This window comes from Citrobacter cronae, assembly GCF_016893685.1.
Classification (GTDB): domain Bacteria; phylum Pseudomonadota; class Gammaproteobacteria; order Enterobacterales; family Enterobacteriaceae; genus Citrobacter; species Citrobacter werkmanii.
On the sequence record NZ_CP069763.1, the window covers coordinates 1,629,697 to 1,655,694 of the forward strand.

The following is a 25,998-nucleotide window of genomic DNA, read 5'->3' on the forward strand; positions in this document are numbered from 1 at the left end:
GCCATCCGGCAACTCGCCCGGTGGCACTGCGCTTACCGGGCCAGGGCAACATCTTCCAGTACCTCTAACTTCTTTTCAGGCGCTATTTCATGCCTTTCTTTACCTCCTCCGACAAAGCACTCTGGCGTCTTGCCTTACCGATGATCTTCTCCAATATCACCGTTCCCTTGCTGGGATTGGTCGATACCGCGGTCATTGGTCATCTGGATAGTCCGGTCTATCTTGGCGGCGTTGCCGTTGGCGCCACCGCGACCAGTTTTCTCTTTATGCTGCTGCTTTTTTTACGTATGAGCACCACAGGTCTTACCGCCCAGGCATTTGGCGCGAAAAATCCTCAGGCACTGGCGCGTGCGCTGGTGCAGCCGCTAATGCTGGCGCTGGGGGCGGGGCTGCTTATCGCACTGTTTCGTACGCCGATTATCGATCTGGCTCTGCATATTGTCGGCGGCAGTGAAGCAGTACTGGAGCAGGCCCGACGTTTCCTGGAAATCCGTTGGTTAAGCGCCCCCGCCTCGCTGGCGAATCTGGTGCTGCTCGGCTGGCTGCTTGGCGTTCAGTATGCGCGGGCGCCGGTTATCCTGCTGATTGTCGGTAATGTTCTCAATATTGTGCTCGATTTATGGCTGGTGATGGGCCTGCATATGAACGTGCAGGGCGCGGCGCTGGCGACGGTCACCGCCGAATATGCCACCTTGCTGATCGGTCTGTTAATGGTACGCAAAGTCCTGCATATGCGCGGTATTTCGCTGGCAATGTTGAAACAGGCCTGGCGTGGCAATTTCCGCCGCTTACTGGCGCTTAACCGCGACATCATGCTGCGCTCGCTGTTGCTACAGCTCTGTTTCGGTGCCATTACGGTGCTGGGCGCGCGCCTGGGGAGCGATATCATTGCGGTAAATGCCGTTCTGATGACCCTGCTGACCTTTACCGCCTACGCGCTGGACGGGTTTGCCTACGCCGTTGAAGCGCATTCTGGTCAGGCCTATGGTGCACGGGATGGCAGCCAGTTACTGGATGTCTGGCGCGCAGCCTGCCGACAGTCCGGTCTTGTGGCGATTCTGTTTTCGCTGGTTTATGCCCTGTTTGGCGAGCACATTATAGCGTTGCTGACCTCGCTCCCGCAGATTCAACTGCTGGCCGATCGTTATCTTATCTGGCAGGTGATTTTGCCGCTGGTTGGCGTCTGGTGTTATTTGCTGGACGGTATGTTTATCGGCGCAACACGGGCTGCAGAAATGCGCAACAGCATGGCCGTTGCCGCCGCGGGATTCGCATTAACGTTACTGGCTTTACCGCTGCTGGGTAACCACGGTTTGTGGCTGGCACTCACTGTGTTTCTCGCCCTGCGCGGGCTTTCGCTGGCCTTTATCTGGCGACGTCACTGGCGCAACGGGACGTGGTTCGTTGAAGCCTGACGGTTAAAAATTCTGAATAGTGAATCGAATGCCGAATCAGTGACTACACTTATTCTCACGTCCAGCAGAAAAGATAGCGGAGTTGGACGAGATACTCTGGCTATTCACAACCTAACGATGAGGATTTGATGATGAATAAAGACGAAGTCGGCGGCAACTGGAAACAGTTCAAAGGTAAAGTGAAAGAGCAATGGGGCAAACTGACCGACGATGATATGACGGTCATTGAAGGCAAACGTGACCAACTGGTCGGTAAAGTCCAGGAGCGTTACGGTTATGCAAAAGATCAGGCGGAGAAAGAAGTCACTGACTGGGAAACCCGCAACGATTACCGCTGGTAATTAGTCCCCTCCTGAGAGTACAAGGATGTACGCTCTCTGGCTTAGCGACCGACTTTCTTTTTCACCAGAATTGAGTGGTCATGCTGACATTCGCCTGGATGGCGACAGGCTTCAACCTCCACGCATGCCGGGCACAGCCCGTGAGCTTCAATCACGTTATGCCGCAGAGCAAAACCCATTTTTGCCGCCAGCATATGCATGATGTCTTCCACACCTTCCGCACACTCTTCTTTTACCACGCCACAGCGATCGCAAATAAACATCGCAGAACTGTGGGTCGGTTGATCGAACAGGTGACACAGCACGTAGCTGTTGGTCGATTCCACTTTATGTACAAAACCTTGTTCCAGCAGAAAATCGAGCGCACGATAAACGGTCGGTGGCTTGGCCTGCGGCTCGGTTTCCCGTAGCAGGTCGAGCAGGTCATAAGCGCTAATAGCGCCTTCCTGCAGGCTCATCAGGCGCAGCACTTCGAGGCGCTGTGGCGTTAGCCGCACGTTGCGTTGCGCACAGAGTTTTTCAGCTTGAGCCAATAACTCCTGCGTGGTGGTTTTGTCCATTTGGCGCCTCGATTTGTGTGAAAGGTTAATCCCTTACTTTATCATGTTCTGCTTAAAACGCCGAGATCCGCCGCTGTGTGCTATACCTGACGCATCGTATTCTGGAGAATCCACATGAAAAGACCCGACTGTATTCGCCACTGGCGAGAGGTGGAGGGGGCTGATGACTCCACCTACCCCGACAGCAATGAACTTTTTGCTATTGGCGCGCCGCTTGCCCGTAAACTGGGGTTAGGAAGACTAGGTATTCATCATGAACGCCTGCCGCCGGGGCGTCGCACATCTTATCCTCATGCCGAAAGCGATGAAGAAGAGTTTATCTATGTGCTGGAAGGTTATCCGGAAGCCTGGATTAACGGCTATTTATGGAAGCTCGAACCTGGCGACAGCGTCGGTTTTCCGGCAGGAACCGGGGTGTGCCACACTTTTATCAATAACACCAGTGAAGAGGTGCGCTTGCTGGTCGTGGGTGAGGCAAACAAAAAAAATAATCGCATTTATTACCCGCTTAACCCGGTCTATGCCGCCACGCGCGAGGATCGCTGGGTTGATCATCCGCCGCAGTTTTTTGGCCCACATGACGGCAAGCCAGGGCGCAAATAACGCTCTGTGAGAATATGCTGTGCGAGCCACGATGATGGGGCGCACTATCGCATCGGTCTATGCTATAGTAGCGCCCCTTTTTTAACCGGATGCTTGAATATTCGCCATGCTGCCTGAATCTCAGTCTACCGCTTTTCCCGCTCATCGTTTTTCTATCGCGCCGATGCTCGACTGGACGGACAGACATTGCCGCTACTTTTTGCGCTTACTGTCCCGCCAGACGCTGCTGTATACGGAGATGGTGACTACCGGAGCGATCATTCATGGTAAAGGCGATTATCTGGCGTATAGCGAAGAAGAACATCCGGCCGCGTTGCAACTGGGCGGGAGCGATCCGGCTGCGCTGGCGCAGTGTGCGAAGCTCGCTGAACAGCGGGGCTATGACGAAATTAACCTCAACGTGGGTTGTCCTTCCGACCGCGTACAGAATGGCATGTTTGGCGCCTGTCTGATGGGGAATGCGCAACTGGTCGCCGATTGCGTCAAGGCGATGCGCGATGTGGTGTCGATTCCGGTGACGGTGAAGACCCGAATCGGCATTGATGATCAAGACAGCTACGAATTCCTGTGCGATTTCATCAACACGGTATCTGGCAACGGCGAATGCGAGATGTTCATCATTCACGCCCGCAAGGCCTGGCTGTCCGGATTAAGCCCGAAAGAAAACCGCGAGATCCCTCCGCTGGATTATGACCGTGTTTATCAGTTAAAGCGTGATTTCCCACATCTGACGATGTCGATCAACGGCGGTATTAAATCGCTGGAAGAAGCGAAAAAGCATCTGCAACATATGGATGGCGTGATGGTGGGGCGTGAAGCCTATCAAAATCCCGGAATTCTGGCGTCAGTCGATCGCGAAATTTTTGCTACTGCTACTCATGATGCTGATCCGGTCGCCGTGGTGCGTGCCATGTACCCATATATTGAGCGTGAACTGAGTCAGGGCACTTATCTGGGGCATGTGACGCGCCATATGCTGGGACTGTTTCAGGGAATCCCCGGCGCACGTCAGTGGCGTCGTTACCTGAGTGAGAACGCGCATAAAGCCGGAGCCGATATTAACGTCCTGGAACATGCTTTGAAGCTGGTGGCCGATAAGCGTTAGTTTCTCACTAAAAGTTAGTTAATTTCACCACACCCTGTGCGTTGTCACAGGGTGTTTTGTTTTATAAATCAGTAGATTAACTTTGGCATGTTTCTTGTAAAGGAATGGAGAGTATTTTATTTCGGGAGAGAGTTATGCTGGAACTACTTTTTGTGATTGGATTTTTTATCATGCTGATGGTCACCGGCGTCTCGTTGCTGGGGGTGCTGGCCGCGCTGGTGGTAGCCACCGTCGTCATGTTTTTGGGCGGGCTATTTGCCTTGATGATTAAACTGTTGCCCTGGCTGTTACTGGCCGTTGCCGTGGTGTGGGTGATCAAGGCGATAAAAGCGCCAAAAGTCCCACAGTATCAGCGCAATAACCGCCGATTTTACTAAGGTATTGAGTGGTCCGTCACAACCTGAAACATTGCCTTTAGAACCAAATAGGAATTGATTATCAAATCTGTCACTATTGCCTGGTTAACGAATTCATCGAGCTGTACCCTACATACAGCCGAACTAAAAAAAAGAAAGGGCTTCCTGCGGGAAGCCCTAATTCTTTACGGGATTAGCAGACTCGATCCCTGCGTGGCGCGACTTTCCAGCACTTCATGGGCCCGTTGCGCGTCGTGTAGCGCAAATGTCTGACCAGGTGCGACATCCACTTTGATCACCCCGCTGGCAATCAGCGAGAACAGCTCATTGCTGGCTTCGGTTAATTCATGGTGGTTGGTGATGTAACCCTGGAGCGAAGGGCGGGTCACGTACAGCGAACCTTTCTGATTAAGAATCCCTAAATTTACACCAGTCACGGGTCCGGACGCGTTGCCAAAACTGACCATCAGTCCGCGGCGCTGCAGACAATCGAGAGACGCCTCCCAGGTATCTTTCCCCACCGAGTCATACACCACCCGCACTTTTTTACCGCCGGTGATCTCTTTTACCCGCTCAACAATGCTTTCTTCACGATAGTTAATCACCTGCCACGCGCCGGCCTGCTGCGCAATTTGCGCTTTTTGCGCATTGCCGACGGTGCCAATCAGTTTCGCTCCCAACGCTTTCGCCCACTGACAAGCGATCAGACCGACGCCACCTGCGGCGGCATGGAATAAAAACGGTTCGTCAGGCTGGATTTCATAGGTTTTGCGCAACAGGTAAAAAACGGTCAGCCCCTTCAGAAACGAGGCGGCTGCCTGTTCAAACGAGATAGCGTTAGGCAGAATAGCGGCTTTATCAGCCGGCACGTTATGCACTGAGCTGTAAGCGCCAAGCGCAGACTGAGCATACACCACGCGATCGCCAGCTTTGATGTGCGTCACTTTGCTGCCAACTTTGCTGACCACGCCTGCGGCTTCGGTACCCAGACCGCTGGGCAGAGAAGGCGGCGGATAAAGACCACTGCGGATGTAGGTGTCGATGTAGTTGATCCCTATCGCTTTATTCTCGACCTGGATTTCGTTTTCCGCCGGGTCAACCGGCGTAAACTCCACAGCCTTGAGTACATCAGGCCCACCATGCTTGTGAAATTCAATACGTGTTGCCATGCTTCCTCCAAAAGAAATGTGGTAATCTTTCGACCCAATCATTATCTCGGTAACTCCATTCACTATGGCAGGAAATAAACCCTTCAACAAACAACAGACTGATGCTCGTGAGCGCGATCCCCAGGTCGCCGGGCTGAAAGTACCGCCGCACTCGATTGAAGCGGAACAGTCGGTGTTGGGCGGTTTAATGCTGGATAACGAACGCTGGGATGACGTGGCCGAACGCGTGGTCGCGGAGGATTTTTATACCCGCCCGCACCGGCATATCTTTACGGAAATGCATCGCCTGCAGGAGATGGGAAAACCCATCGATCTGATTACCCTGGCAGAGTCGCTGGAGGTTCAGGGCCAACTGGACAGCGTCGGCGGTTTTGCGTACCTGGCTGAGTTATCGAAAAATACGCCAAGTGCGGCCAACATTAGCGCTTATGCGGATATCGTCCGCGAACGTGCCGTTGTCCGTGACATGATTTCGGTCGCGAACGAAATTGCGGAAGCCGGATTCGATCCGCAAGGACGTTCCAGTGAAGACCTGCTGGATCTCGCGGAGTCTCGCGTCTTTAAAATCGCTGAAAGCCGCGCCAACAAAGACGAAGGCCCGAAAAACATTACCGATGTGCTCGACGCTACCGTCGCGCGTATCGAGCAGCTATTCCAGCAGCCGCACGACGGCGTCACCGGGGTGAACACCGGTTATGACGACCTCAACAAAAAAACCGCTGGTTTGCAGCCGTCAGACCTCATCATCGTCGCCGCGCGTCCGTCGATGGGTAAAACGACATTTGCAATGAACCTCGTCGAAAATGCGGCGATGTTGCAGGATAAGCCGGTTCTTATCTTTAGTCTTGAAATGCCCTCAGAGCAGATCATGATGCGTTCCCTGGCCTCGCTTTCACGCGTAGACCAAACAAAAATTCGTACTGGTCAACTGGATGACGAAGACTGGGCGCGAATTTCCGGAACAATGGGTATTTTGCTGGAGAAACGAAACATCTATATTGATGACTCCTCCGGCCTGACGCCAACGGAAGTGCGTTCGCGTGCCCGTCGTATCGCCCGTGAACACGGCGGTATCGGACTTATCATGATCGACTACCTGCAACTGATGCGCGTGCCGTCGCTTTCCGACAACCGTACGTTGGAAATTGCTGAAATTTCCCGCTCGCTGAAAGCGTTAGCGAAAGAACTGCATGTGCCGGTGGTGGCGCTGTCGCAGCTTAACCGCTCTCTGGAACAACGCGCCGACAAGCGTCCGGTCAACTCGGATCTGCGTGAATCCGGCTCCATCGAGCAGGATGCCGACTTAATCATGTTTATCTATCGTGATGAGGTTTATCACGAAAACAGCGACTTAAAAGGCATCGCCGAAATTATTATTGGTAAGCAGCGTAACGGTCCGATCGGAACGGTTCGCCTGACGTTTAACGGACAGTGGTCGCGATTCGACAACTATGCGGGCCCACAATACGATGACGAATAAATCTCCGTCATCCTTCATGCTGCAGATGCGTTGACTTCGCCCGTTCACCCCGGTCACTTAGTTTACTAAGCTTCCGGGGATTCTCAGGCTTGTCGCCTTTCTGCAACACGAATGATTTAGGAGATTCTTTTATTAAGGAATACAAATGCAAGCGGCAACTGTAGTTATTAACCGCCGCGCTCTGCGACACAACCTGCAACGTCTGCGTGAACTGGCTCCTGCCAGTAAACTGGTTGCGGTCGTGAAAGCGAACGCTTACGGCCATGGTCTGTTAGAGACCGCGCGAACGCTCCCCGATGCGGACGCTTTTGGTGTCGCTCGTCTTGAAGAAGCCCTGCGGCTGCGCGCGGGTGGGATCACACAGCCTATCCTGTTGCTGGAAGGTTTTTTCGATGCCACCGATCTGCCGACTATCTCCGCGCAGCGTCTGCATACCGCCGTACACAACCTGGAGCAGCTCGAGGCCCTGGAGGCCGCAAAACTGGCTGAACCGGTCACCGTCTGGATGAAGCTCGACACGGGCATGCACCGCCTGGGCGTGCGTCCTGAGCAGGCCGAGGCGTTTTATCAGCGCCTGACGCAATGTGAAAATGTGCGCCAGCCGGTCAATATCGTCAGCCACTTTGCACGCGCGGACGAGCCTGAGTGTGGCGCGACTGAAAAGCAGCTCGATATCTTTAATAGCTTCTGTGAAGGCAAACCGGGGCAGCGTTCGATTGCCGCATCCGGTGGTATTCTGCTGTGGCCGCAATCTCACTTCGACTGGGCGCGTCCGGGGCTGATTCTGTACGGTGTATCACCGCTGGAAAACCACTCTATCGGTGCCGATTTTGGCTGCCAGCCGGTGATGTCGCTAACCTCCAGCCTGATTGCGGTGCGTGAGCACAAAGCGGGCGAACCGGTCGGCTATGGCGGTACCTGGCAGAGCGAGCGCGACACGCGTTTAGGCGTGGTGGCGATGGGTTATGGTGATGGTTACCCGCGTGCGGCGCCGTCTGGAACACCGGTGCTGGTCAATGGCCGTGAAGTGCCGATCGTTGGTCGCGTCGCGATGGATATGATCTGCGTCGATTTAGGCCCTGAGGCACAGGATAAGGCCGGTGATTCAGTGATTCTTTGGGGTGAAGGTTTGCCCGTGGAACGCATTGCTGAAATGACGAAAGTAAGTGCTTACGAACTTATCACGCGCCTGACCTCAAGGGTGGCGATGAAGTATATCGACTAAGTTCATGATATGCCGGACAGGCGGAACGCCGCCATCCGGCAATATGCTCGCCAACTGCAACATCCTCTCGATCTTCTTCCGCTTCCGGTTTATTGTGTTCTTATCCTCTGCCTGTAAACCTGGAGAACCACCTCGTGTTTCAAAAAGTTGACGCCTACGCTGGCGACCCGATTTTATCGCTCATGGAGCGATTCAAAGAAGATTCACGTAGCGACAAAGTGAACCTCAGCATTGGTCTGTACTACAACGAAGACGGCATTATTCCTCAGCTTAAAGCGGTGGCGGAGGCGGAAGCCCGACTCAATGCCCAACCGCATGGCGCTTCGCTGTATCTACCGATGGAAGGTCTGAACACGTATCGTAATACCATTGCGCCGCTGCTGTTTGGCGCAGATCATCCGGTTCTCCTGCAACAGCGTGTCGCAACCATTCAGACGCTGGGTGGTTCCGGGGCGCTAAAAATTGGCGCAGACTTCCTGAAACGCTATTTCCCTGACTCTGGCGTATGGGTCAGCGATCCAACATGGGAAAACCATATCGCGATTTTTGAAGGGGCTGGATTCGAAGTGAGTACTTACCCCTGGTATGACAATGAAACCAACGGGGTACGTTTCAATGACCTGCTGGCCACGCTGAATACCTTACCAGCGCGCAGCATCGTGCTGCTGCATCCGTGCTGCCATAACCCGACCGGTGCAGATTTAACCCCTGCGCAATGGGATGCCGTTATTGAGATTCTGAAATCGCGAGATCTGATCCCGTTCCTCGACATTGCCTATCAGGGCTTTGGCGGCGGAATGCAAGATGATGCTTACGCGATCCGCTCTATAGCCAGCGCCGGATTACCCGCTCTGGTCAGCAACTCATTTTCTAAAATTTTCTCTTTATACGGCGAGCGCGTCGGTGGGCTGTCTGTGGTATGTGAAGACGCCGATGCAGCAAGCCGCGTTCTGGGACAATTAAAAGCGACCGTACGTCGTAACTACTCCAGCCCGCCGAACTTTGGTGCGCAGGTGGTCGCTACGGTACTGGGTGATGACGCGCTGAAAGCCAGCTGGCTGGCGGAAGTCGAAGAGATGCGTACCCGCATTCTGGCAATGCGCCAGGAGCTGGTTAACGTGCTGAGCGCTGAAATTCCTGGCCGTAACTTTGACTATCTGCTGCAACAGCGCGGAATGTTCAGCTATACCGGGCTTAGCGCCGCTCAGGTCGATCGCCTGCGTGATGAGTTTGGTGTGTACCTGATTGCCAGTGGTCGTATGTGCGTGGCCGGATTGAATCACGCTAACGTGCAGCGCGTGGCGAAGGCCTTTGCTGCCGTTATGTAACAATCTGGTTTGCCGGATGGCGGCGTCAACGCTTTACCCGGCCTACAAGAGCATTGGTTTTTTTCGTTTGTAGGCCGGATAAGCGTAGCGCCATCAGGCACGCTTTTCTGTGTGATCGTGCTCTTTTTCTGTAACAAAACCAGAGAAAATCCTTCCTTTCCCTCCCCTCAGGGGGTAAGGTCAGATAGTTTTTTGACCAGTTGTTAATAAAAAAATGATAACTAACTGACTACTTAGGGAAAAATATGCGCAAGTTTACGTTGGCACTGAGTGCCGTTTGTTTATTGTTCACGTTAAATCAGCCTGCTCAGGCATTAGTTTCTTCTCCCTCGCAGCTCAATCCAGGCACCAACGTTGCAAAACTCGCCGAGCAGGCCCCCATTCACTGGGTTTCCGTGGCGCAAATTGAAAACAGTCTGACTGGACGCCCGCCGATGGCCGTCGGGTTTGATATTGATGACACTGTCCTTTTTTCCAGCCCGGGCTTCTGGCGCGGTAAGAAAACGTACTCTCCGGACAGTGAAGATTACCTGAAGAATCCGGCTTTCTGGGAGAAAATGAACAACGGCTGGGACGAGTTCAGTATTCCAAAAGAAGTGGCGCGCCAGTTAATTGATATGCATGTGCGTCGTGGCGATAGCATTTTCTTCGTCACCGGACGTAGCCCGACGAAGACTGAAACGGTATCGAAAACGCTGGCTGATAACTTTCACATCCCGGCCGCTAATATGAATCCGGTCATTTTTGCCGGCGATAAGCCGGGCCAGAACACCAAAACGCAGTGGTTACAGGATAAAAACGTGCGCATGTTCTACGGCGATTCTGACAATGACATCACCGCCGCTCGCGACGTGGGTATTCGCGGTATTCGTATTTTACGTGCTTCCAACTCCACCTATAAACCGCTACCCCAGGCTGGCGCGTTTGGTGAAGAGGTGATCGTAAATTCTGAGTATTAAAGGCGCAGGCTGCTGTTTGGTGGTTTTTTAAACAAATTTGCGTTACCGGCTTTTACCTTTTGCGGACTTGCTGCACACTGAATAAAAGATGTTCTCATTAGGCGAGTGCTGGTAAGGGGAATAAAGATGACGAATTCGGAGTTGCTGCAATACTGCATGGCAAAAACGGGCGCGGAGCAGAGCGTGCACAGTGACTGGAAAGCCACACAAATCAAAGTCGAAGATGTACTCTTTGCCATGGTAAAAGAGGTAGAAGAACGCCCGGCGGTCTCTCTGAAAACCAGCCCTGAACTGGCGGAATTACTGCGTCAGCAGCATAGCGATGTACGACCAAGCAGGCATCTGAATAAAGCGCACTGGAGCACGGTGTATCTGGACGGCTCGCTGCCGGATTCGCAGATTTATTATCTGGTTGATGCCTCTTATCAGCTGGCGGTAAACACGCTGCCGGAAGATAAACGTCGGATATTGGCGCAGCCCTGATCTGTTTCGCCGGATGCGGCGCAAGCGCCTTATCCGGCCTACAAGAAATTATGCATATTCTGTAGGCCAGATAAGTGTTGCGCAATTACAACAGCGGTTTGAGGAAGCGGGCCGTGTGTGAAGCTTCACACTCAGCGACCGTTTCTGGCGTGCCGGAGACCAGAATTTCCCCGCCGCCGCTACCGCCTTCCGGACCGAGATCGACAATCCAGTCAGCGGTTTTGATTACGTCCAGGTTGTGCTCAATCACCACGATGGTGTTGCCCTGATCGCGCAACTGATGCAGTACGTCCAGCAACTGCTGAATATCCGCAAAATGCAGACCGGTGGTCGGTTCATCAAGGATATACAACGTCTGCCCGGTGCCGCGTTTTGACAGTTCGCGCGCCAGCTTCACGCGCTGCGCTTCGCCGCCGGAGAGCGTAGTGGCCGACTGGCCGAGACGGATATACGTCAGGCCCACGTCCATCAGCGTTTGTAGCTTACGCGCCAGCGCCGGGACGGCATCGAAGAACTCGCGTGCTTCTTCAATGGTCATATCCAGCACTTCGTGGATGGTCTTGCCCTTGTACTTAATCTCCAGCGTTTCGCGGTTATAGCGCTTGCCTTTGCACTGGTCGCACGGCACGTAGATATCCGGCAGGAAGTGCATTTCAACTTTGATCACGCCGTCGCCCTGACAGGCTTCACAGCGTCCGCCGCGGACGTTAAAGCTGAAACGTCCTGGCGTGTAGCCGCGCGCGCGGGACTCTGGTACGCCAGCAAACAGTTCGCGCACCGGCGTAAACACACCGGTGTAGGTTGCCGGGTTAGAGCGCGGAGTACGACCAATCGGGCTTTGGTCAATGTCGATCACTTTGTCGAAATGTTCCAGGCCCTGAACATCGCGGTACGGCGCAGGTTCAGCCAGCGTGGCGCCGTTCAGCGCCGTCTGCGCAATCGGGAACAGCGTGTCGTTGATCAGCGTCGATTTACCCGAACCAGAAACCCCGGTAATGCAGGTGAACAGGCCAACCGGCAGCGTCAGGGTGACATCTTTCAGGTTGTTGCCGCGCGCGCCGGTAAGCTTCAGCACTTTTTCCGGATCGGCCGCCACGCGCTGTTTCGGTACTTCAATTTTACGCTTACCGCTCATGTACTGGCCGGTCAGCGACTCAGGCACCGCCATGATGTCGTCGAGCGTCCCTTCGGCAACCACCTGGCCGCCGTGAACGCCAGCGCCCGGGCCGATATCGATAACGTGGTCAGCGGCGCGAATCGCATCTTCATCGTGCTCGACCACAATCACGGTATTACCCAGATTACGCAGATGGATGAGCGTGCCCAACAGACGTTCGTTATCGCGCTGATGCAGACCAATAGACGGTTCATCCAGGACGTACATCACGCCGACCAGACCCGCGCCGATCTGGCTTGCCAGACGAATACGCTGGGCTTCGCCGCCGGAGAGCGTTTCCGCTGAACGCGACAGCGTCAGGTAGTTGAGGCCGACGTTGACCAGGAATTTCAGACGATCGCCAATCTCTTTAAGAATTTTCTCTGCAATCTTCGCTCGCTGACCGGCAAGCTTCAGGTTGTTGAAGAAATCCATCGCATGACCGATGCTCATGTCGGAAATTGCGGGCAGCGGCGTATTTTCAACAAATACGTGGCGGGCTTCCCGGCGCAAACGCGTCCCTTCACAGCTGGCGCACGGGCGGTTGCTGATGAATTTGGCTAATTCCTCGCGTACCGCGCTGGATTCCGTTTCTTTATAACGGCGCTCCATATTGTGCAATACGCCTTCGAACGGATGGCGACGTACGGACGTATCGCCGCGATCGTTCATGTATTTAAATTCGATATTCTCTTTACCGGAACCGTACAGCACCACTTTATGCACGGCGGGGTTCAGGCTGGCCCATGGGGCTTCGACGTCGAATTTATAGTGTTCCGCCAGTGACTTAAGCATCTGGAAGTAGTAGAAGTTGCGGCGATCCCAGCCGCGGATAGCGCCACCGGCCAGCGACAGTTCCGGGTTTTGAATCACCCGGTCAGGATCGAAATACTGTTGTACGCCGAGGCCGTCACAGGTCGGGCATGCGCCCGCCGGGTTGTTGAATGAAAACAGACGCGGTTCCAGTTCGCGCATGCTGTAGCCGCAGATCGGGCAGGCGAAGTTGGCAGAGAACAGCAGCTCTTCCGCTTTCGGGTCGTCCATATCGGCAACCACTGCCGTACCGCCGGACAGTTCCAGCGCGGTTTCAAACGATTCCGCCAGGCGCTGGGTGAGATCGTCACGTACTTTAAAGCGGTCAATCACCACTTCAATGGTGTGTTTCTTTTGCAGCTCAAGCTTGGGCGGATCGGACAGGTCGCACACTTCCCCGTCGATACGGGCACGGATATAGCCCTGACCCGCCAGGTTTTCCAGCGTTTTGGTGTGCTCGCCTTTACGTTCTTTAATTATCGGCGCCAGCAGCATCAGACGCTTGCCTTCCGGCTGCGACAGGACGTTGTCCACCATTTGACTCACGGTCTGCGCCGCCAGGGGAACGTCGTGATCCGGACAGCGCGGTTCTCCAACGCGGGCAAACAGCAGGCGCAGATAGTCGTGAATTTCGGTAATCGTACCTACCGTGGATCGCGGGTTATGGGATGTCGATTTTTGCTCGATTGAGATGGCGGGAGACAGCCCCTCAATGTGGTCGACATCCGGCTTTTCCATCAGTGACAGAAACTGACGCGCGTACGCGGAAAGGGATTCAACGTAACGACGCTGTCCTTCGGCATACAAGGTGTCGAAAGCAAGCGAAGATTTGCCTGAGCCCGAAAGCCCGGTGACGACAATCAGCTTGTCGCGCGGGATGACGAGGTTGATGTTTTTGAGATTATGGGTGCGGGCGCCCCGAACTTCGATCTTATCCATTCATCTTTCCCGGATTAAACGCTTTTTTGCCTGGCTGCATGGTGCTACCGGCGATCACAAACGGTTAATTATGACACAACCTGACCTGAATGGATATACAGTATTGGAATGCAAAACGCAGGTGTCTGTGCAACAATGTCTATCCGGGGTTGTTTACTGGAATCGATCTCGCAACGTAGTAAAAGCGCTATTGGAAATGCTACAATCCCGCGCTTACACTTATTCAGTAACGTTTTTCAGGAGACACGATCATGGCCAGCAGAGGCGTAAACAAGGTGATTCTCGTCGGTAATCTGGGCCAGGACCCGGAAGTMCGYTATATGCCSAATGGYGGCGCAGTTGCCAACATTACGCTGGCTACTTCCGAATCCTGGCGTGATAAAGCGACCGGCGAAATGAAAGAGCAGACTGAATGGCACCGTGTCGTGCTGTTCGGCAAACTGGCGGAAGTAGCCAGYGAATAYCTGCGYAAAGGTTCTCAGGTCTAYATCGARGGCCARYTRCGYACCCGCAAATGGACCGATCAGTCCGGCGTAGAAAAGTACACCACTGAAGTTGTGGTTAACGTTGGCGGCACCATGCAAATGCTGGGTGGTCGTCAGGGTGGTGGTGCTCCGGCTGGCGGCGGTCAGCAGCAGGGCGGATGGGGTCAGCCTCAGCAGCCGCAGGGCGGCAATCAGTTCAGCGGTGGCGCGCAGTCTCGCCCGCAGCAGTCAGCTCCGGCAGCACCGTCTAACGAGCCGCCGATGGATTTTGACGACGATATTCCGTTCTAATTTTTCTGCTTTATACGAAAAATTATGGCTACCTCAAAACAGGGGTAGCCATATGTGATTTTTTATCAGTTCAACACCATCGGCCAGTCTGGCGGTGTGTGGCTCATCACTTCAACCATCACGTTTTCAATGTTCTTCCAGATTGCGGACATATCTACCAGGGTTATGCCGAGCAGCCCGGTTGCAAACCAGCAGGCGAAAACCAGTCCCAAACCACTACTAATGACGGCCAGGCCAATATAATCTGATTTACGAAAACGGATATTGAGCGTGCTGGCTAAAAACATCAGCACCGCGCTGAGTAGCTGCCATCGCAGAAGAACCACGCCAGTTGTTATCGTTGCCATGAAAAAACGTCCTCAGAAAGTCTTGATGCCCATGACAGCGCGGGGGTGTTCACCGAGGGTGTAGTACTCTGGCTCTCGACGGGCAATAACACGAATGAAACATTGTTTCTGTTACATGAATTGTGTGAACTATATCACATTTGCTCGTTTGTTCACCAGTGTTAGAGGTTATTTTTGCAGGATAATAACCATGTTATTTGCATGGTTATTTTTAATAAAAAACGATAACAAATAATCTAATAAAAAGATGCATATGGATTACCTGTTATGTTTATCCTAAATTATTCGTTAAGAAATTTAATGAATTTCTTAAACACGACCAGGATAATGCTCATAAAAAATTACTACTTGTTGATAATAATGTTATGAAATAAGCATAACTTTAAGTTTGCCTTACGGAAAAATAATATCATCATCAACTATTATCAGACTTTTACATAGAGAAGTCTGTTGCTAATAATGATAGATTCATGCAACTTAATCAGTCAGTGTTTATAGCATCCCGCCTAATGGGTTCTGGCATATACGAAACAGGGAAATAGGGCTGACATGAATCACAGTGCGCGACGCAAGATGCTGAAGTTCTTCGGAACATTCATGGTGGTATTGCTCCCCGTGGTGCTGGCGTTATGGTTTGCTCACATCCGGGCGATGTCCGAAACCCGTAATCAACTCAGCTCTTTTGCTCAACTGGTGTTAAATAAAACGGAATTGGTGATCCTCCAGGCTGATTTAGCGCGTGATATGGCCCAGTTGTATCAGGGTAAGATGTGTACCCCTGCCCATCAGAAAAGTATGCTGAATATTATTCGTGGTCGTTTATATATCAGTGAGCTAATTTATGCGCAGGGCGATCATTTTTTGTGCTCTACGTCAATGATGCCGCGAGTCCCATATATTATGGCGACAGCCGACTATAAACGCGCGCCAGACGTCTTCATCTATTACTACCGCGATACCCCCTTTTTCGCTGGCTACAAAATGACGTACATGCAACGAGGAAACTACGTTGTCGTCATCAATCCATTATCTTACAGCGAAGTCATGTCTGATGATCCGGATCTGTCCTGGGGAGTGTATGACACAGTAACGGACACCTTTTTCTCTGCCAGCGAAGGGGCGAATATTGCGCAGTTCTCGCCGCTGATAAGCGGTGAATCCTCAACATTCCAGCAGGGCGAGCGATTCTATACCATCGTACATTCAGAAAAACGCCCCATCGCGATTATTGTTTCGACCTCCGACGCTCGTGTGAATCAGATTTTCTATCATGAGGCGGCGTTAACGATCCCCTTTGGGATTATCTGCAGCATCCTGATACTGCTCATGTGGTGGCGTACGCGTCAGGAATACCTCTCTCCCCGCCGCTTATTAAAACGTGCGATCAAGAAACGTCAGCTTTGTCTGTACTATCAGCCGATCATTGACATCAAAAATGGACAATGTGTCGGTGCCGAGGCTTTGCTACGCTGGCCAGGCTGTAACGGTGAGGTGATGAGCCCGACGGAGTTTATTCCGCTGGCGGAAAAAGAGGGGATGATTGAGCAGATCACGGATTACGTTGTTGAGGAGGTCTTCAAAGATTTAGGGGCTTTTCTTTCGGCGAATCCTCAGTTGTATATCTCGATTAACCTCTCGGCCTCTGACTTTCATTCATCCCGACTGATTGCTCTGATTGCCGAAAAAAACCATGATTACTCCGTGGCGGCCCAGCAAATTAAAGTTGAGGTGACGGAGCGCGGCTTTATCGATGTACATAAAATGACACCCATCATCCAGGCGTTTCGGCAGGCCGGTTTTGAAGTGGCGTTTGACGATTTTGGCACGGGATATTCCAACCTCCATAATTTGTCAGCGTTGAATATCGATATCCTGAAGATCGACAAATCGTTTATTAGCACGCTGGCCACTAACAGCACCAGTCACTTGATTGCCGAACATATCATCGAGATGGCGCAAAGCTTAAACCTGAAGACGATTGCGGAAGGGGTGGAAACGGCGGAGCAAATCGGGTGGTTGCTTGAACACGGCGTACAGTATTGCCAGGGCTGGTATTTTGCGAAGGCGCTGCCGCCGCAGGAGTTCATGCATTGGATAAAACGCTCGCCCGCCATACTGACGCAGAGCGGGCAATAATTTTACAGGCGGTGGCGGTAATCGCTGGGAGTACGATCAAACTCTCGGCGAAATACGCGCGAGAAGGTTTGCTGCGATACATAGCCAAGATCCATCGCAATATCGAATATAGGCCGTTCGGTCGTCCGTAGTTCAACGGCGGCCAGCAGAAGCCGACGTTGGCGGATGTAGTCACCCAGCGTCTGACGCATCACCGTGCGGAACATTCTCTGCAAATACCACTTTGAGTAACCTGATTTTTTCGCAACCGCCTCAATGTTCAGCGGTTGATCGATATGTTCATCAATCCATTCAATAAGGGTCTGAATAATCTGCTGATGGGACATAGAGTTGCCTCTTTCTCAGTGTTCGATTCGTCGTTTTGTCTGTGGGCGAGTATAATTCCTCAAGTTAACTTGAGGTAAAGCGATTTATGGAAAAGAAATTACCCCGGATAAAAGCGTTGCTCACGCCAGGTGAAGTTGCAAAGCGTAGCGGTGTGGCGGTATCGACCCTGCATTTCTATGAAAGCAAAGGATTAATCAGCAGTATGCGCAACAGCGGCAATCAGCGTCGATACAAACGCGATGTGTTGCGTTATGTCGCGATTATCAAGATTGCCCAACGTATCGGCATTCCACTGGCCACGATCGGCGACGCGTTAGGTGTATTACCTGAAGGGCATTCGCTCAGCGCCAAAGAGTGGAAGCAGCTCTCTTCGCAATGGCGCGAGGAGTTAGACCGACGCATTCATACTCTGGTGGCGTTACGCGATGAGCTGGATGGGTGTATTGGCTGCGGCTGTTTATCCCGCAGTGATTGCCCGTTGCGTAACCCTGGCGATCAGCTTGGCGAGCAGGGGACCGGGGCGCGCCTGCTGGAAGATGATTGATTGGTTTAAAGTATGTGGCGGATATAACGGTRTAAAACTAAAGCGCCACAGAGGGCGCTTTAGTTTGGTTCCGGTCTTTGTCTTTCACTCTATCCCGTTGGTTCACGGGAGGGTTTCCCCCGACATCAACACCCCTCAGTCGAGCACGTTTGGGGAGGTTCCGGTCTGTGTTGATAATGTAAGTGTAAGCCACCCCTCTCTATTTGCCAGTGAATTGATTGCTTTTTAGCCAAAAATTTTTCCGCATCTTCATGCATTTTTTTGCGCGAGCAGGCGTGAAAAATAAATGCAAATCTTGTAATAACTCAGCGAAATTTGTTGCCAGATTGCGCATTGACGATAACGTTTGCGCATCGTCTGGCTATTTCTTGCGCATTATAAGAAGAAATGAGTAAAAAGCGGCAAAGTTCAGTTGAAAACCAACGTATGATCGCTGGATAATCGTTTGCTTTTTTTTATCACCCGTTTTTTATGCGCGGAGCTAAACGTTTGCTTTTTTGCGACACCCCTATTGACGCAAAGCTGGCACATGGAGAAATCGTTTAGCAGGCAGTGGATTGTCCACCACGCATAATGACGAAAAAATAAACTCTCAGGGGATGTTTTCTATGTCTACGCCTTCAGCGCGTACCGGCGGTTCACTCGACGCCTGGTTTAAAATTTCGCATCGCGGCAGTACCGTTCGTCAAGAAGTCGTTGCCGGATTAACGACGTTCCTGGCCATGGTCTACTCCGTTATCGTGGTTCCGGGGATGCTGGGTAAAGCCGGATTCCCGCCTGCCGCTGTGTTTGTGGCAACCTGTCTGGTTGCGGGCGTCGGTTCTATTGTGATGGGCCTGTGGGCGAACCTGCCGTTGGCGATTGGCTGCGCCATTTCGCTGACCGCGTTTACCGCATTCAGCCTGGTACTGGGACAACATATTAGCGTGCCCGTAGCGCTGGGCGCGGTGTTTCTGATGGGGGTTCTGTTTACCATCATTTCTGCGACCGGTATCCGTAGCTGGATCCTGCGCAATCTGCCGCAGGGCGTTGCGCACGGTACGGGGATTGGTATCGGCCTGTTCCTGCTATTGATTGCGGCCAATGGCGTTGGTCTGGTGATTAAGAACCCGCTGGACGGCCTGCCGGTTGCGCTGGGCGACTTCGATACTTTCCCGGTGATTATGTCGCTGGTTGGTCTGGCGGTGATTATTGGTCTCGAAAAACTGAAAGTACCGGGCGGCATCCTGCTGACCATTATCGGTATCTCCATCGTCGGCCTGATTTTCGATCCGGCCGTACATTTCTCCGGTATTTTTGCCATGCCGTCGCTGAGCGATGAAAACGGCAACTCGCTGATCGGCAGCCTGGATATTATGGGCGCACTGAACCCGATCGTTCTGCCGAGCGTGCTGGCGCTGGTTATGACCGCGGTCTTCGATGCGACCGGAACCATCCGCGCGGTAGCCGGACAGGCGAATCTGCTGGATAAAGACGGACAAATTATCGATGGCGGCAAAGCGCTGACCACCGACTCCCTGAGCAGCGTGTTTTCTGGTCTGGTAGGGGCTGCACCGGCGGCGGTTTACATTGAATCCGCAGCGGGTACGGCGGCAGGCGGCAAGACCGGCCTGACGGCGATCACCGTTGGCGTATTGTTCCTGCTGATCCTGTTCCTTTCTCCGCTCTCTTATCTTGTTCCTGTTTACGCAACGGCGCCTGCGCTGATGTATGTGGGGCTGCTGATGCTGAGCAACGTGGCGAAAATCGACTTCGCTGACTTTGTCGACGCGATGGCGGGTCTGGTCACTGCTGTATTTATCGTCCTGACCTGTAACATCGTTACCGGCATTATGATTGGTTTTGCTACCCTGGTCATTGGTCGCATTGTCTCTGGCGAATGGCGCAAACTGAACATCGGTACGGTGGTAATTGCTATCGCGCTGGTGGCCTTTTACGCGGGCGGTTGGGCTATTTGATTTTGCTTCGATGACGCTCCTGAAAACGGGTGGCCCAGGCCGCCCGTTTTTATTTTCAGAACACACTCGTTGTCTTTTGCGATACTCTCAAGTAGATAGAATTAAGGCACGACGCCTTTATCACCAATCATAAGAAACATCGCAAACAGGGAACGCATGGAAATCTTTTTCACCATACTCATCATGACCCTTGTGGTCTCGCTGTCGGGGGTATTTACTCGCGTATTGCCCTTCCAACTCCCATTACCCCTTATGCAGATCGCCATCGGCGCCTTGCTGGCGTGGCCGACGTTTGGTTTGCATGTGGAATTCGATCCTGAGCTGTTTCTGGTGCTATTTATCCCGCCGCTGCTGTTTGCCGATGGCTGGAAGACGCCGACGCGTGAGTTTCTGGAGCACGGGCGAGAGATTTTCGGCCTTGCGCTGGCGCTGGTTCTGGTCACGGTGGTCGGGATTGGCTTTATGATTTACTGGCTGGTGCCGGGGATCCCTCTCATCCCTGCTTTTGCGCTGGCTGCCGTGCTGTCGCCAACCGATGCCGTCGCCCTTTCCGGTATTGTGGGTGAGGGGCGCATCCCGAAGAAAATCATGGGTATCCTGCAGGGCGAAGCGTTGATGAACGACGCGTCCGGCCTGGTCTCGTTGAAATTTGCCGTTGCCGTGGCGATGGGCACGATGGTGTTTACCGTCGGCGGCGCGACGCTTGAGTTCTTCAAAGTGGCGGTTGGCGGCATCCTGGCCGGTTTTGTCGTCAGTTGGTTATACGGACGCTCCCTGCGTTTTCTTAGCCGTTGGGGCGGTGATGAGCCGGCAACGCAAATCGTCCTGCTGTTCCTGCTGCCGTTTGCGTCTTATCTGATTGCGGAACACATCGGTGTTTCAGGCATTCTCGCGGCGGTTGCTGCCGGGATGACGATTACCCGCTCTGGCGTGATGCGCCGCGCGCCGTTGGCGATGCGTTTACGTGCTAACAGCACCTGGGCGATGCTGGAGTTTGTGTTTAACGGCATGGTCTTCTTGTTGTTAGGACTGCAGTTGCCGGGCATTCTGGAGTCATCTTTGGCGGCGGCGGAAGTCGATCCGAACGTTGAAATCTGGATGCTGTTTACCGATATCGTGCTGATTTATGCCGCGCTGATGTTGGTACGTTTTGGCTGGCTGTGGACCATGAAGAAGTTCAGCCTGCGCTTCCTGAAGAAAAAGCCGATGGAGTTTGGCTCCTGGACGACGCGTGAAATCCTGATTGCCTCCTTTGCGGGAGTTCGCGGGGCCATTACCCTCGCCGGTGTGCTCTCCATTCCTCTGTTGTTACCGGACGGGAGCGGCTTCCCGGCGCGTTATGAGCTGATCTTCCTCGCCGCGGGCGTGATTCTGTTCTCGCTGTTTGTCGGCGTGGTGATGCTGCCGATTCTGCTACAGCATCTGGAAGTTGCAGACCACTCGCAACAGCAAAAAGAGGAGCGCATTGCCCGCGCTGCCACGGCGGAAGTAGCGATTGTCGCGATCCAGAAAATGGAGGAGCGTCTGGCTGCGGATAGCGAAGAGAACATTGATAATCAGCTACTGACTGAGGTGAGTTCCCGTGTCATTGGTAACCTGCGTCGTCGCGCCGATGGGCGAAACGATGTAGAAAGCTCAATGCAGGAAGAGAACCTGGAGCGACGTTTCCGCCTGGCGGCGCTGCGTTCAGAACGCGCCGAGCTTTATCATCTGCGTGCCACGCGTGAAATCAGCAATGAAACGCTGCAAAAGCTATTGCACGATCTGGATTTGCTGGAAGCGCTGTTGATTGAGAACCAATAAAAGGTAGCTCGTTGTAGGCCGGATAAGGCGTTWAGCCGCATCCGGCATTTTACGACTCCTGCGTTAACCAAAACCCTTCGCAACATTTCAGCCATGCCTGGGCGCTGTGCGACAGATACACACCTTCGCGCCAAATCATGCCCAACTGCCAGCGTAAGTCGCTTTCCAGAGGGATCCAGCGCAGCGTTTGCTTATCCAACCGCTGGCAAATCGGCTCCGGTAAAATGGCGATCCCGACGCCGGCTTGCACCATTGCCGCCAGAAAATCCCACTGCCCGCTGCGCACAGCGATACGCGGTTTTACGTTGTGCTGGTTAAACAACTCAAGCAGTTGACGGCTCAACGCGAAATCTTCGTTGTAGATAAGCAGCGGATGCTCCGCCAGCGCTTCGGGGGAAATGGAGTCGCACGTTGTCCATTGACCGGAGCGGGGGACCAGCACGCAGAGCGGATGACTGAAAAGTGGTAAGGTCGCCAGACCGCTCTCTTCTTCAACCGGCAACGCGGTCATCGCAACATCCAGATCGCCGTTCATCACCGCCTGCTGGACGGTTAAACCGCCAAATTCAGACACTTTCAGTTCCACGCCGGGATAACGCTGGCGAAAAAGGCTGATGGGGCCAGCCATCAACATACCCACCATGGGCGGGATACCGAGGCGCAGTATTCCCTTGTTGAGGTGATTAATGTCGCTGAGTTCTGCTTCGAGCTGGCGGAACTCGGCGAGGATCGCCAGGCCGCGTTCGAACACGACCTGGCCGGTATCGGTCAACAACAGTCGCCGTCCGTCGCGGATGAGCAACGTGCAATTAAGCTCGTCTTCAAGGTTCTTCAACATTTTGCTGATAGTGGGCTGGGTGACAAAGAGTTTCTCCGCTGCGCGGGTAAAGCTCTGCTGACGCACCACCTCAACAAAATATCGCAGCGTTCTGATATCCATGATTATTCCTTAAGACTATGCCTGCAATGATTTTAATTCATTTCAGTCCTGGACGGGGGCTCTCTATACTGGCGCTCTCTATTTTTTAAGGACATACCCTCATGGCTGTGGCGATAAGCCGCGTGACGCCTGCTGTTATTCATCGACTCCAGATCCCTGTTCAGGTTCTGTTGTACGCAGGTCTCTTTGTTTTTGCTCAATATCTTGTCTCCTGGCTGCATCTGCCGCTTCCTGCCAACCTGGTTGGGATGGTGCTGATGCTGGCGTTGATTGTCTGCCGGGTTATCCCGCTGAACTGGATCCGCGCAGGCGCTCGCTGGTTACTGGCTGAAATGCTGTTGTTTTTTGTCCCGGCGGTGGTCGCCGTCGTTAACTATACGCAACTGCTACTGGTTGATGGATGGCGTATTTTTGCCGTTATTGCGATAAGTACGATGATGGTGCTCGGCGCAACGGCATGGGTCGTGGATAAAGTGTATCGCTATGAAATGAGCAGGTTAAACCGTGAGTAATTTCCAGTTAAGCGTGCTGTGTCTGGTGATTACGCTGGGCATCTATTTTGCCAACAAGCGCCTGTATCGCCGCTTTCGTAAATTACCGCTGATGCCGTTAGTGCTTACTCCGGCGCTGTTGGTGCTGATGTTGGTCTTTGGACATATCTCCTGGCAAAACTATATTGGTGAATCGCACTGGCTGCTATGGCTGCTAGGTCCCGCAACCATTGCCTTCGCCGTTCCGGTTTATGACAACCTCGCCGTGATTAAACGTCACTGGATGTCGCTGACGGCGGGTGTGGTGACGGCGACACTGGTGGCGGTCACCAGTTCCGTCTGGTTGGCGCGCCTGTTTATGCTGCCTGATGAAATTCAGCGCAGTCTGGCGGTGCGGTCCGTTACTACGCCATTTGCGCTGGCGGCGGCAGAGCCATTGGGCGGTCAGCCGGATCTGGTGGCATTGTTCGTGGTCGTGACTGGCGTATTCGGGATGGCGGTCGGCGATGTGCTGTTTTTGCGGCTCTCTATTCGCGAAGGGATGGCGAAAGGCGCAGGTTTTGGCGCAGCATCGCACGGCGCAGGCACGGCTCGCTCATATGAGCTCGGCCAACAGGAGGGCGTAGTGGCTAGCCTGGTGATGATGCTTTCCGGCGTGGTGATGGTGCTGGTATCGCCGCTGGTCGCAAGGCTGATGTTCTGAGAAAGGCAGTAATCCTCCGGCCCGGAAGCCGGAGGAGAGGGAAGATTAGTGCGCGCGACCTTGTTCTACGCCATACCCGGTCTGGGAACGGATGAACTGAGCACGGAACTGCTCGCGTTCGCGGTTACCTTCTTCTGAGTTATCGGTGGCAGAGAAGAACCAGATCCCGAGGAACGCTACGCTGATGGAGAACAGCGCCGGATATTCATACGGGAATATGGCTTTTTCGTGACCCAGGATTTGTACCCAAATTGTTGGGCCAAGCACCATCAGCACGACGGCCGTCAGCAGACCTAACCAGCCGCCCATCATTGCGCCACGCGTGGTCAGTTTTGACCAGTACATGGAGAGCAGAATGATGGGGAAGTTACAGCTGGCTGCGATAGCAAATGCCAGTCCCACCATGAAGGCGATGTTCTGGTTTTCGAACAGCACGCCGAGCACGATGGCAATCACACCCAGCACCAGTACGGTAATTTTCGACACCTTCAGCTCTTCGCGCTCGGTTGCGCCTTTGCGGAATACGTTGGCGTACAGGTCGTGAGAAACTGCCGATGCGCCCGCCAGCGTCAAACCAGCAACCACTGCCAGAATGGTGGCAAACGCCACTGCCGAGATGAAACCGAGGAACAGGTTCCCGCCCACCGCATTCGCCAGGTGTACCGCCGCCATGTTGTTACCGCCGATAAGCGCGCCAGCAGCGTCTTTATACACAGGGTTCGCGCCAACGAGCATGATCGCGCCAAAGCCGATGATAAAGGTCAGGATGTAGAAATAACCCATAAAACCGGTGGCATAGAATACGCTTTTACGCGCTTCGCGGGCATCGCTGACCGTGAAGAAACGCATCAGGATGTGCGGTAAGCCAGCCGTACCAAACATCAGACCGAGACCTAACGACAGCGCGGAGATCGGATCTTTCACCAGCCCGCCCGGGCTCATAATGGCTGAACCTTTCGGGTGTACCGCCATCGCTTCGGTGAACAGATTGTTGAAGCTAAAGCCGACGTGCTTCATCACCATAAAGGCCATAAAGCTGGCGCCGAACAGCAACAGAACGGCTTTAATGATCTGTACCCAGGTGGTTGCCAGCATGCCGCCAAACAGGACGTACATCATCATCAATACGCCAACCAGCACGACGGCAATGTGGTAGTTCAGGCCAAACAGCAGCTCAATCAGTTTACCCGCGCCGACCATCTGCGCGATCAGATACAGCGCGACCACCACCAGGGAACCACACGCCGAGAGAATACGAATCGGACCTTGTTTCAGGCGATAAGAGGCCACGTCGGCAAAGGTGTAGCGACCAAGGTTACGCAGGCGTTCAGCAATCAGGAACAGGATAATCGGCCAGCCGACCAGGAAGCCGAGCGAGTAAATCAGTCCGTCATAACCGGAGGTAAAGACCAGCGCGGAAATCCCTAGGAACGATGCAGCAGACATATAGTCGCCTGCAATCGCCAGCCCGTTCTGGAAGCCGGTGATGTTACCGCCAGCGGTGTAGTAGTCATTACGCGAACGCACGCGTTTAGACGCCCAGTAGGTAATACCAAGCGTAAAGATGACGAAAATCAGGAACATGATAATCGCCTGCCAGTTGGTTGGCTGGCGTTGGACTGCTCCGCTTATAGCATCCGCCGCGTTTGCGGCGAAGGGCAGCGTGGCGGCAAGCGCCGTCAGGACTCTCTTCATGATGCTTTAACCTCATGCAGAACCGCATTGTTCAGGCGATCGAATTCACCGTTTGCCCGCCAGATATAGATCCCGGTCAGGATGAAGGAGATAAGGATCACGCCGACCCCAATCGGAATACCCCGGGTGACGCTGGTTCCCGCGTGCAGCGGAGTACCCAGCCAACCAGGCGCAAAGGCAATCAGTAAAATAAAGCTGATGTAAACTGCCAGCATGATGATGGACAGAATGGTGGCAAACCGTTGCCGTTTTTCAACTAACTCCCTGAAACGCGCACTGTCTTCTATCCGCTGATAAATTTGGTCATTCATCACAGAGCTCTCCAGAGGTCCCCCTGCGTCTTTCG

At 53.4% G+C, this 25,998-nt stretch carries 25 protein-coding genes; 17 read left to right on the top strand and 8 right to left on the bottom strand.

Going from position 1 to position 25,998, the window contains the following annotated elements; all coding sequences use genetic code 11:
* Positions 1–89: 89 nt before the first annotated feature.
* Together dinF and JSN25_RS06960 are read left to right on the top strand one after the other, a co-directional pair.
* The gene (gene dinF, locus JSN25_RS06955) at positions 90–1,415 is read left to right on the top strand and encodes an MATE family efflux transporter DinF (RefSeq protein ID WP_069325186.1); all 1,326 of its coding nucleotides are present in this window, start codon (positions 90–92) and stop codon (positions 1,413–1,415) included.
* 131 nt (positions 1,416–1,546) lie between these two features.
* Positions 1,547–1,756 carry a CsbD family protein gene (locus JSN25_RS06960; RefSeq protein WP_006688302.1) on the top strand — a complete coding sequence of 70 codons (210 nt, stop codon included), beginning with the start codon at positions 1,547–1,549 and terminating at the stop codon, positions 1,754–1,756.
* A gap of 41 nt (positions 1,757–1,797) precedes the next feature.
* On the opposite strand, the gene zur is transcribed toward JSN25_RS06960, so the two are convergent.
* Positions 1,798–2,316 carry a zinc uptake transcriptional repressor Zur gene (gene zur / locus JSN25_RS06965; RefSeq protein ID WP_038636258.1) on the bottom strand — a complete coding sequence of 173 codons (519 nt, stop codon included), beginning with the start codon at positions 2,314–2,316 and terminating at the stop codon, positions 1,798–1,800.
* 114 nt (positions 2,317–2,430) lie between these two features.
* Between zur and JSN25_RS06970 the strand changes: the two genes are divergently transcribed.
* The 3 genes from JSN25_RS06970 to pspG all read left to right on the top strand — a co-directional run bounded on the left by JSN25_RS06970 (position 2,431) and on the right by pspG (position 4,401).
* The gene (locus JSN25_RS06970) at positions 2,431–2,919 is read left to right on the top strand and encodes a cupin domain-containing protein (protein ID WP_085049595.1); all 489 of its coding nucleotides are present in this window, start codon (positions 2,431–2,433) and stop codon (positions 2,917–2,919) included.
* Between the two features lie 106 nt (positions 2,920–3,025).
* The gene (gene dusA, locus JSN25_RS06975) at positions 3,026–4,024 is read left to right on the top strand and encodes a tRNA dihydrouridine(20/20a) synthase DusA (protein WP_204525558.1); all 999 of its coding nucleotides are present in this window, start codon (positions 3,026–3,028) and stop codon (positions 4,022–4,024) included.
* Positions 4,025–4,158: 134 nt separating this feature from the next.
* The gene (gene pspG / locus JSN25_RS06980; RefSeq protein ID WP_016155352.1) at positions 4,159–4,401 is read left to right on the top strand and encodes an envelope stress response protein PspG; all 243 of its coding nucleotides are present in this window, start codon (positions 4,159–4,161) and stop codon (positions 4,399–4,401) included.
* A gap of 164 nt (positions 4,402–4,565) precedes the next feature.
* Here the strand turns inward: pspG and JSN25_RS06985 are convergent, their stop codons facing one another.
* Positions 4,566–5,549 (bottom strand): quinone oxidoreductase, encoded by a 984-nt coding sequence (locus JSN25_RS06985; protein ID WP_038642960.1) that lies wholly within the window; start codon positions 5,547–5,549, stop codon positions 4,566–4,568.
* 64 nt (positions 5,550–5,613) lie between these two features.
* On the opposite strand from JSN25_RS06985, the gene dnaB reads away from it, so the two are divergent.
* The 5 genes from dnaB to JSN25_RS07010 all read left to right on the top strand — a co-directional run bounded on the left by dnaB (position 5,614) and on the right by JSN25_RS07010 (position 11,024).
* Positions 5,614–7,029: a replicative DNA helicase gene (dnaB, locus tag JSN25_RS06990; RefSeq protein WP_003826610.1), complete on the top strand. Its 1,416-nt coding sequence runs from the start codon at positions 5,614–5,616 to the stop codon at positions 7,027–7,029.
* A 145-nt stretch (positions 7,030–7,174) separates the two neighbouring features.
* Entirely contained in the window at positions 7,175–8,254 is a 1,080-nt protein-coding gene (alr, locus tag JSN25_RS06995; RefSeq protein ID WP_085049635.1) for an alanine racemase, read from the top strand.
* A gap of 134 nt (positions 8,255–8,388) precedes the next feature.
* Entirely contained in the window at positions 8,389–9,582 is a 1,194-nt protein-coding gene (tyrB, locus tag JSN25_RS07000; protein WP_038636267.1) for an aromatic amino acid transaminase, read from the top strand.
* A 245-nt stretch (positions 9,583–9,827) separates the two neighbouring features.
* Complete coding sequence (gene aphA / locus JSN25_RS07005) at positions 9,828–10,541, top strand: acid phosphatase AphA (protein WP_038636269.1); 714 nt, start codon at positions 9,828–9,830, stop codon at positions 10,539–10,541.
* A 126-nt stretch (positions 10,542–10,667) separates the two neighbouring features.
* A complete protein-coding gene (locus JSN25_RS07010; protein ID WP_038636271.1) occupies positions 10,668–11,024 on the top strand; it encodes an MmcQ/YjbR family DNA-binding protein in 357 nt (118 codons plus the stop codon).
* 85 nt (positions 11,025–11,109) lie between these two features.
* Here the strand turns inward: JSN25_RS07010 and uvrA are convergent, their stop codons facing one another.
* On the bottom strand, positions 11,110–13,932 hold the full coding sequence (gene uvrA / locus JSN25_RS07015; RefSeq protein ID WP_038636273.1) for an excinuclease ABC subunit UvrA: 2,823 nt from the start codon (positions 13,930–13,932) through the stop codon (positions 11,110–11,112).
* Positions 13,933–14,183: 251 nt separating this feature from the next.
* Between uvrA and ssb1 the strand changes: the two genes are divergently transcribed.
* Positions 14,184–14,708, top strand: a complete 525-nt coding sequence (ssb1, locus tag JSN25_RS07020) for a single-stranded DNA-binding protein SSB1 (protein ID WP_003826621.1) — start codon at positions 14,184–14,186, stop codon at positions 14,706–14,708.
* Positions 14,709–14,773: 65 nt separating this feature from the next.
* Here ssb1 and JSN25_RS07025 read toward each other — a convergent pair whose 3' ends face one another.
* Positions 14,774–15,055 carry a YjcB family protein gene (locus JSN25_RS07025; RefSeq protein ID WP_038636276.1) on the bottom strand — a complete coding sequence of 94 codons (282 nt, stop codon included), beginning with the start codon at positions 15,053–15,055 and terminating at the stop codon, positions 14,774–14,776.
* A 549-nt stretch (positions 15,056–15,604) separates the two neighbouring features.
* On the opposite strand from JSN25_RS07025, the gene JSN25_RS07030 reads away from it, so the two are divergent.
* The gene (locus JSN25_RS07030) at positions 15,605–17,191 is read left to right on the top strand and encodes an EAL domain-containing protein (protein ID WP_204525559.1); all 1,587 of its coding nucleotides are present in this window, start codon (positions 15,605–15,607) and stop codon (positions 17,189–17,191) included.
* Positions 17,192–17,193: 2 nt separating this feature from the next.
* Here JSN25_RS07030 and soxS read toward each other — a convergent pair whose 3' ends face one another.
* On the bottom strand, positions 17,194–17,517 hold the full coding sequence (soxS, locus tag JSN25_RS07035; protein ID WP_005132611.1) for a superoxide response transcriptional regulator SoxS: 324 nt from the start codon (positions 17,515–17,517) through the stop codon (positions 17,194–17,196).
* An 86-nt stretch (positions 17,518–17,603) separates the two neighbouring features.
* Between soxS and soxR the strand changes: the two genes are divergently transcribed.
* The 3 genes from soxR (at position 17,604) to JSN25_RS07050 (ending at position 21,823) form a co-directional block, all read left to right on the top strand.
* The gene (gene soxR, locus JSN25_RS07040; protein WP_003826630.1) at positions 17,604–18,062 is read left to right on the top strand and encodes a redox-sensitive transcriptional activator SoxR; all 459 of its coding nucleotides are present in this window, start codon (positions 17,604–17,606) and stop codon (positions 18,060–18,062) included.
* Positions 18,063–18,670: 608 nt separating this feature from the next.
* The gene (ghxP, locus tag JSN25_RS07045) at positions 18,671–20,020 is read left to right on the top strand and encodes a guanine/hypoxanthine transporter GhxP (RefSeq protein WP_038636284.1); all 1,350 of its coding nucleotides are present in this window, start codon (positions 18,671–18,673) and stop codon (positions 20,018–20,020) included.
* Positions 20,021–20,176: 156 nt separating this feature from the next.
* Complete coding sequence (locus JSN25_RS07050; RefSeq protein ID WP_038636287.1) at positions 20,177–21,823, top strand: Na+/H+ antiporter; 1,647 nt, start codon at positions 20,177–20,179, stop codon at positions 21,821–21,823.
* 49 nt (positions 21,824–21,872) lie between these two features.
* On the opposite strand, the gene JSN25_RS07055 is transcribed toward JSN25_RS07050, so the two are convergent.
* Positions 21,873–22,763, bottom strand: coding sequence for a LysR family transcriptional regulator (locus tag JSN25_RS07055; protein ID WP_038636290.1), 891 nt, complete (start codon positions 22,761–22,763; stop codon positions 21,873–21,875).
* 101 nt (positions 22,764–22,864) lie between these two features.
* Between JSN25_RS07055 and JSN25_RS07060 the strand changes: the two genes are divergently transcribed.
* Together JSN25_RS07060 and JSN25_RS07065 are read left to right on the top strand one after the other, a co-directional pair.
* Positions 22,865–23,275, top strand: a complete 411-nt coding sequence (locus tag JSN25_RS07060; RefSeq protein WP_038636293.1) for a CidA/LrgA family protein — start codon at positions 22,865–22,867, stop codon at positions 23,273–23,275.
* Positions 23,268–23,957: an LrgB family protein gene (locus tag JSN25_RS07065; protein WP_038636296.1), complete on the top strand. Its 690-nt coding sequence runs from the start codon at positions 23,268–23,270 to the stop codon at positions 23,955–23,957. Before JSN25_RS07060 ends, JSN25_RS07065 begins: the two co-directional genes overlap by 8 nt.
* Before the next feature lie 45 nt (positions 23,958–24,002).
* Here the strand turns inward: JSN25_RS07065 and actP are convergent, their stop codons facing one another.
* Positions 24,003–25,652: a cation/acetate symporter ActP gene (actP, locus tag JSN25_RS07070; protein ID WP_042312968.1), complete on the bottom strand. Its 1,650-nt coding sequence runs from the start codon at positions 25,650–25,652 to the stop codon at positions 24,003–24,005.
* Positions 25,649–25,963, bottom strand: a complete 315-nt coding sequence (locus JSN25_RS07075; protein WP_003031750.1) for a DUF485 domain-containing protein — start codon at positions 25,961–25,963, stop codon at positions 25,649–25,651. The genes actP and JSN25_RS07075 overlap by 4 nt, the downstream gene beginning before the upstream one ends.
* Between the last annotated feature and the right edge of the window lie 35 nt (positions 25,964–25,998).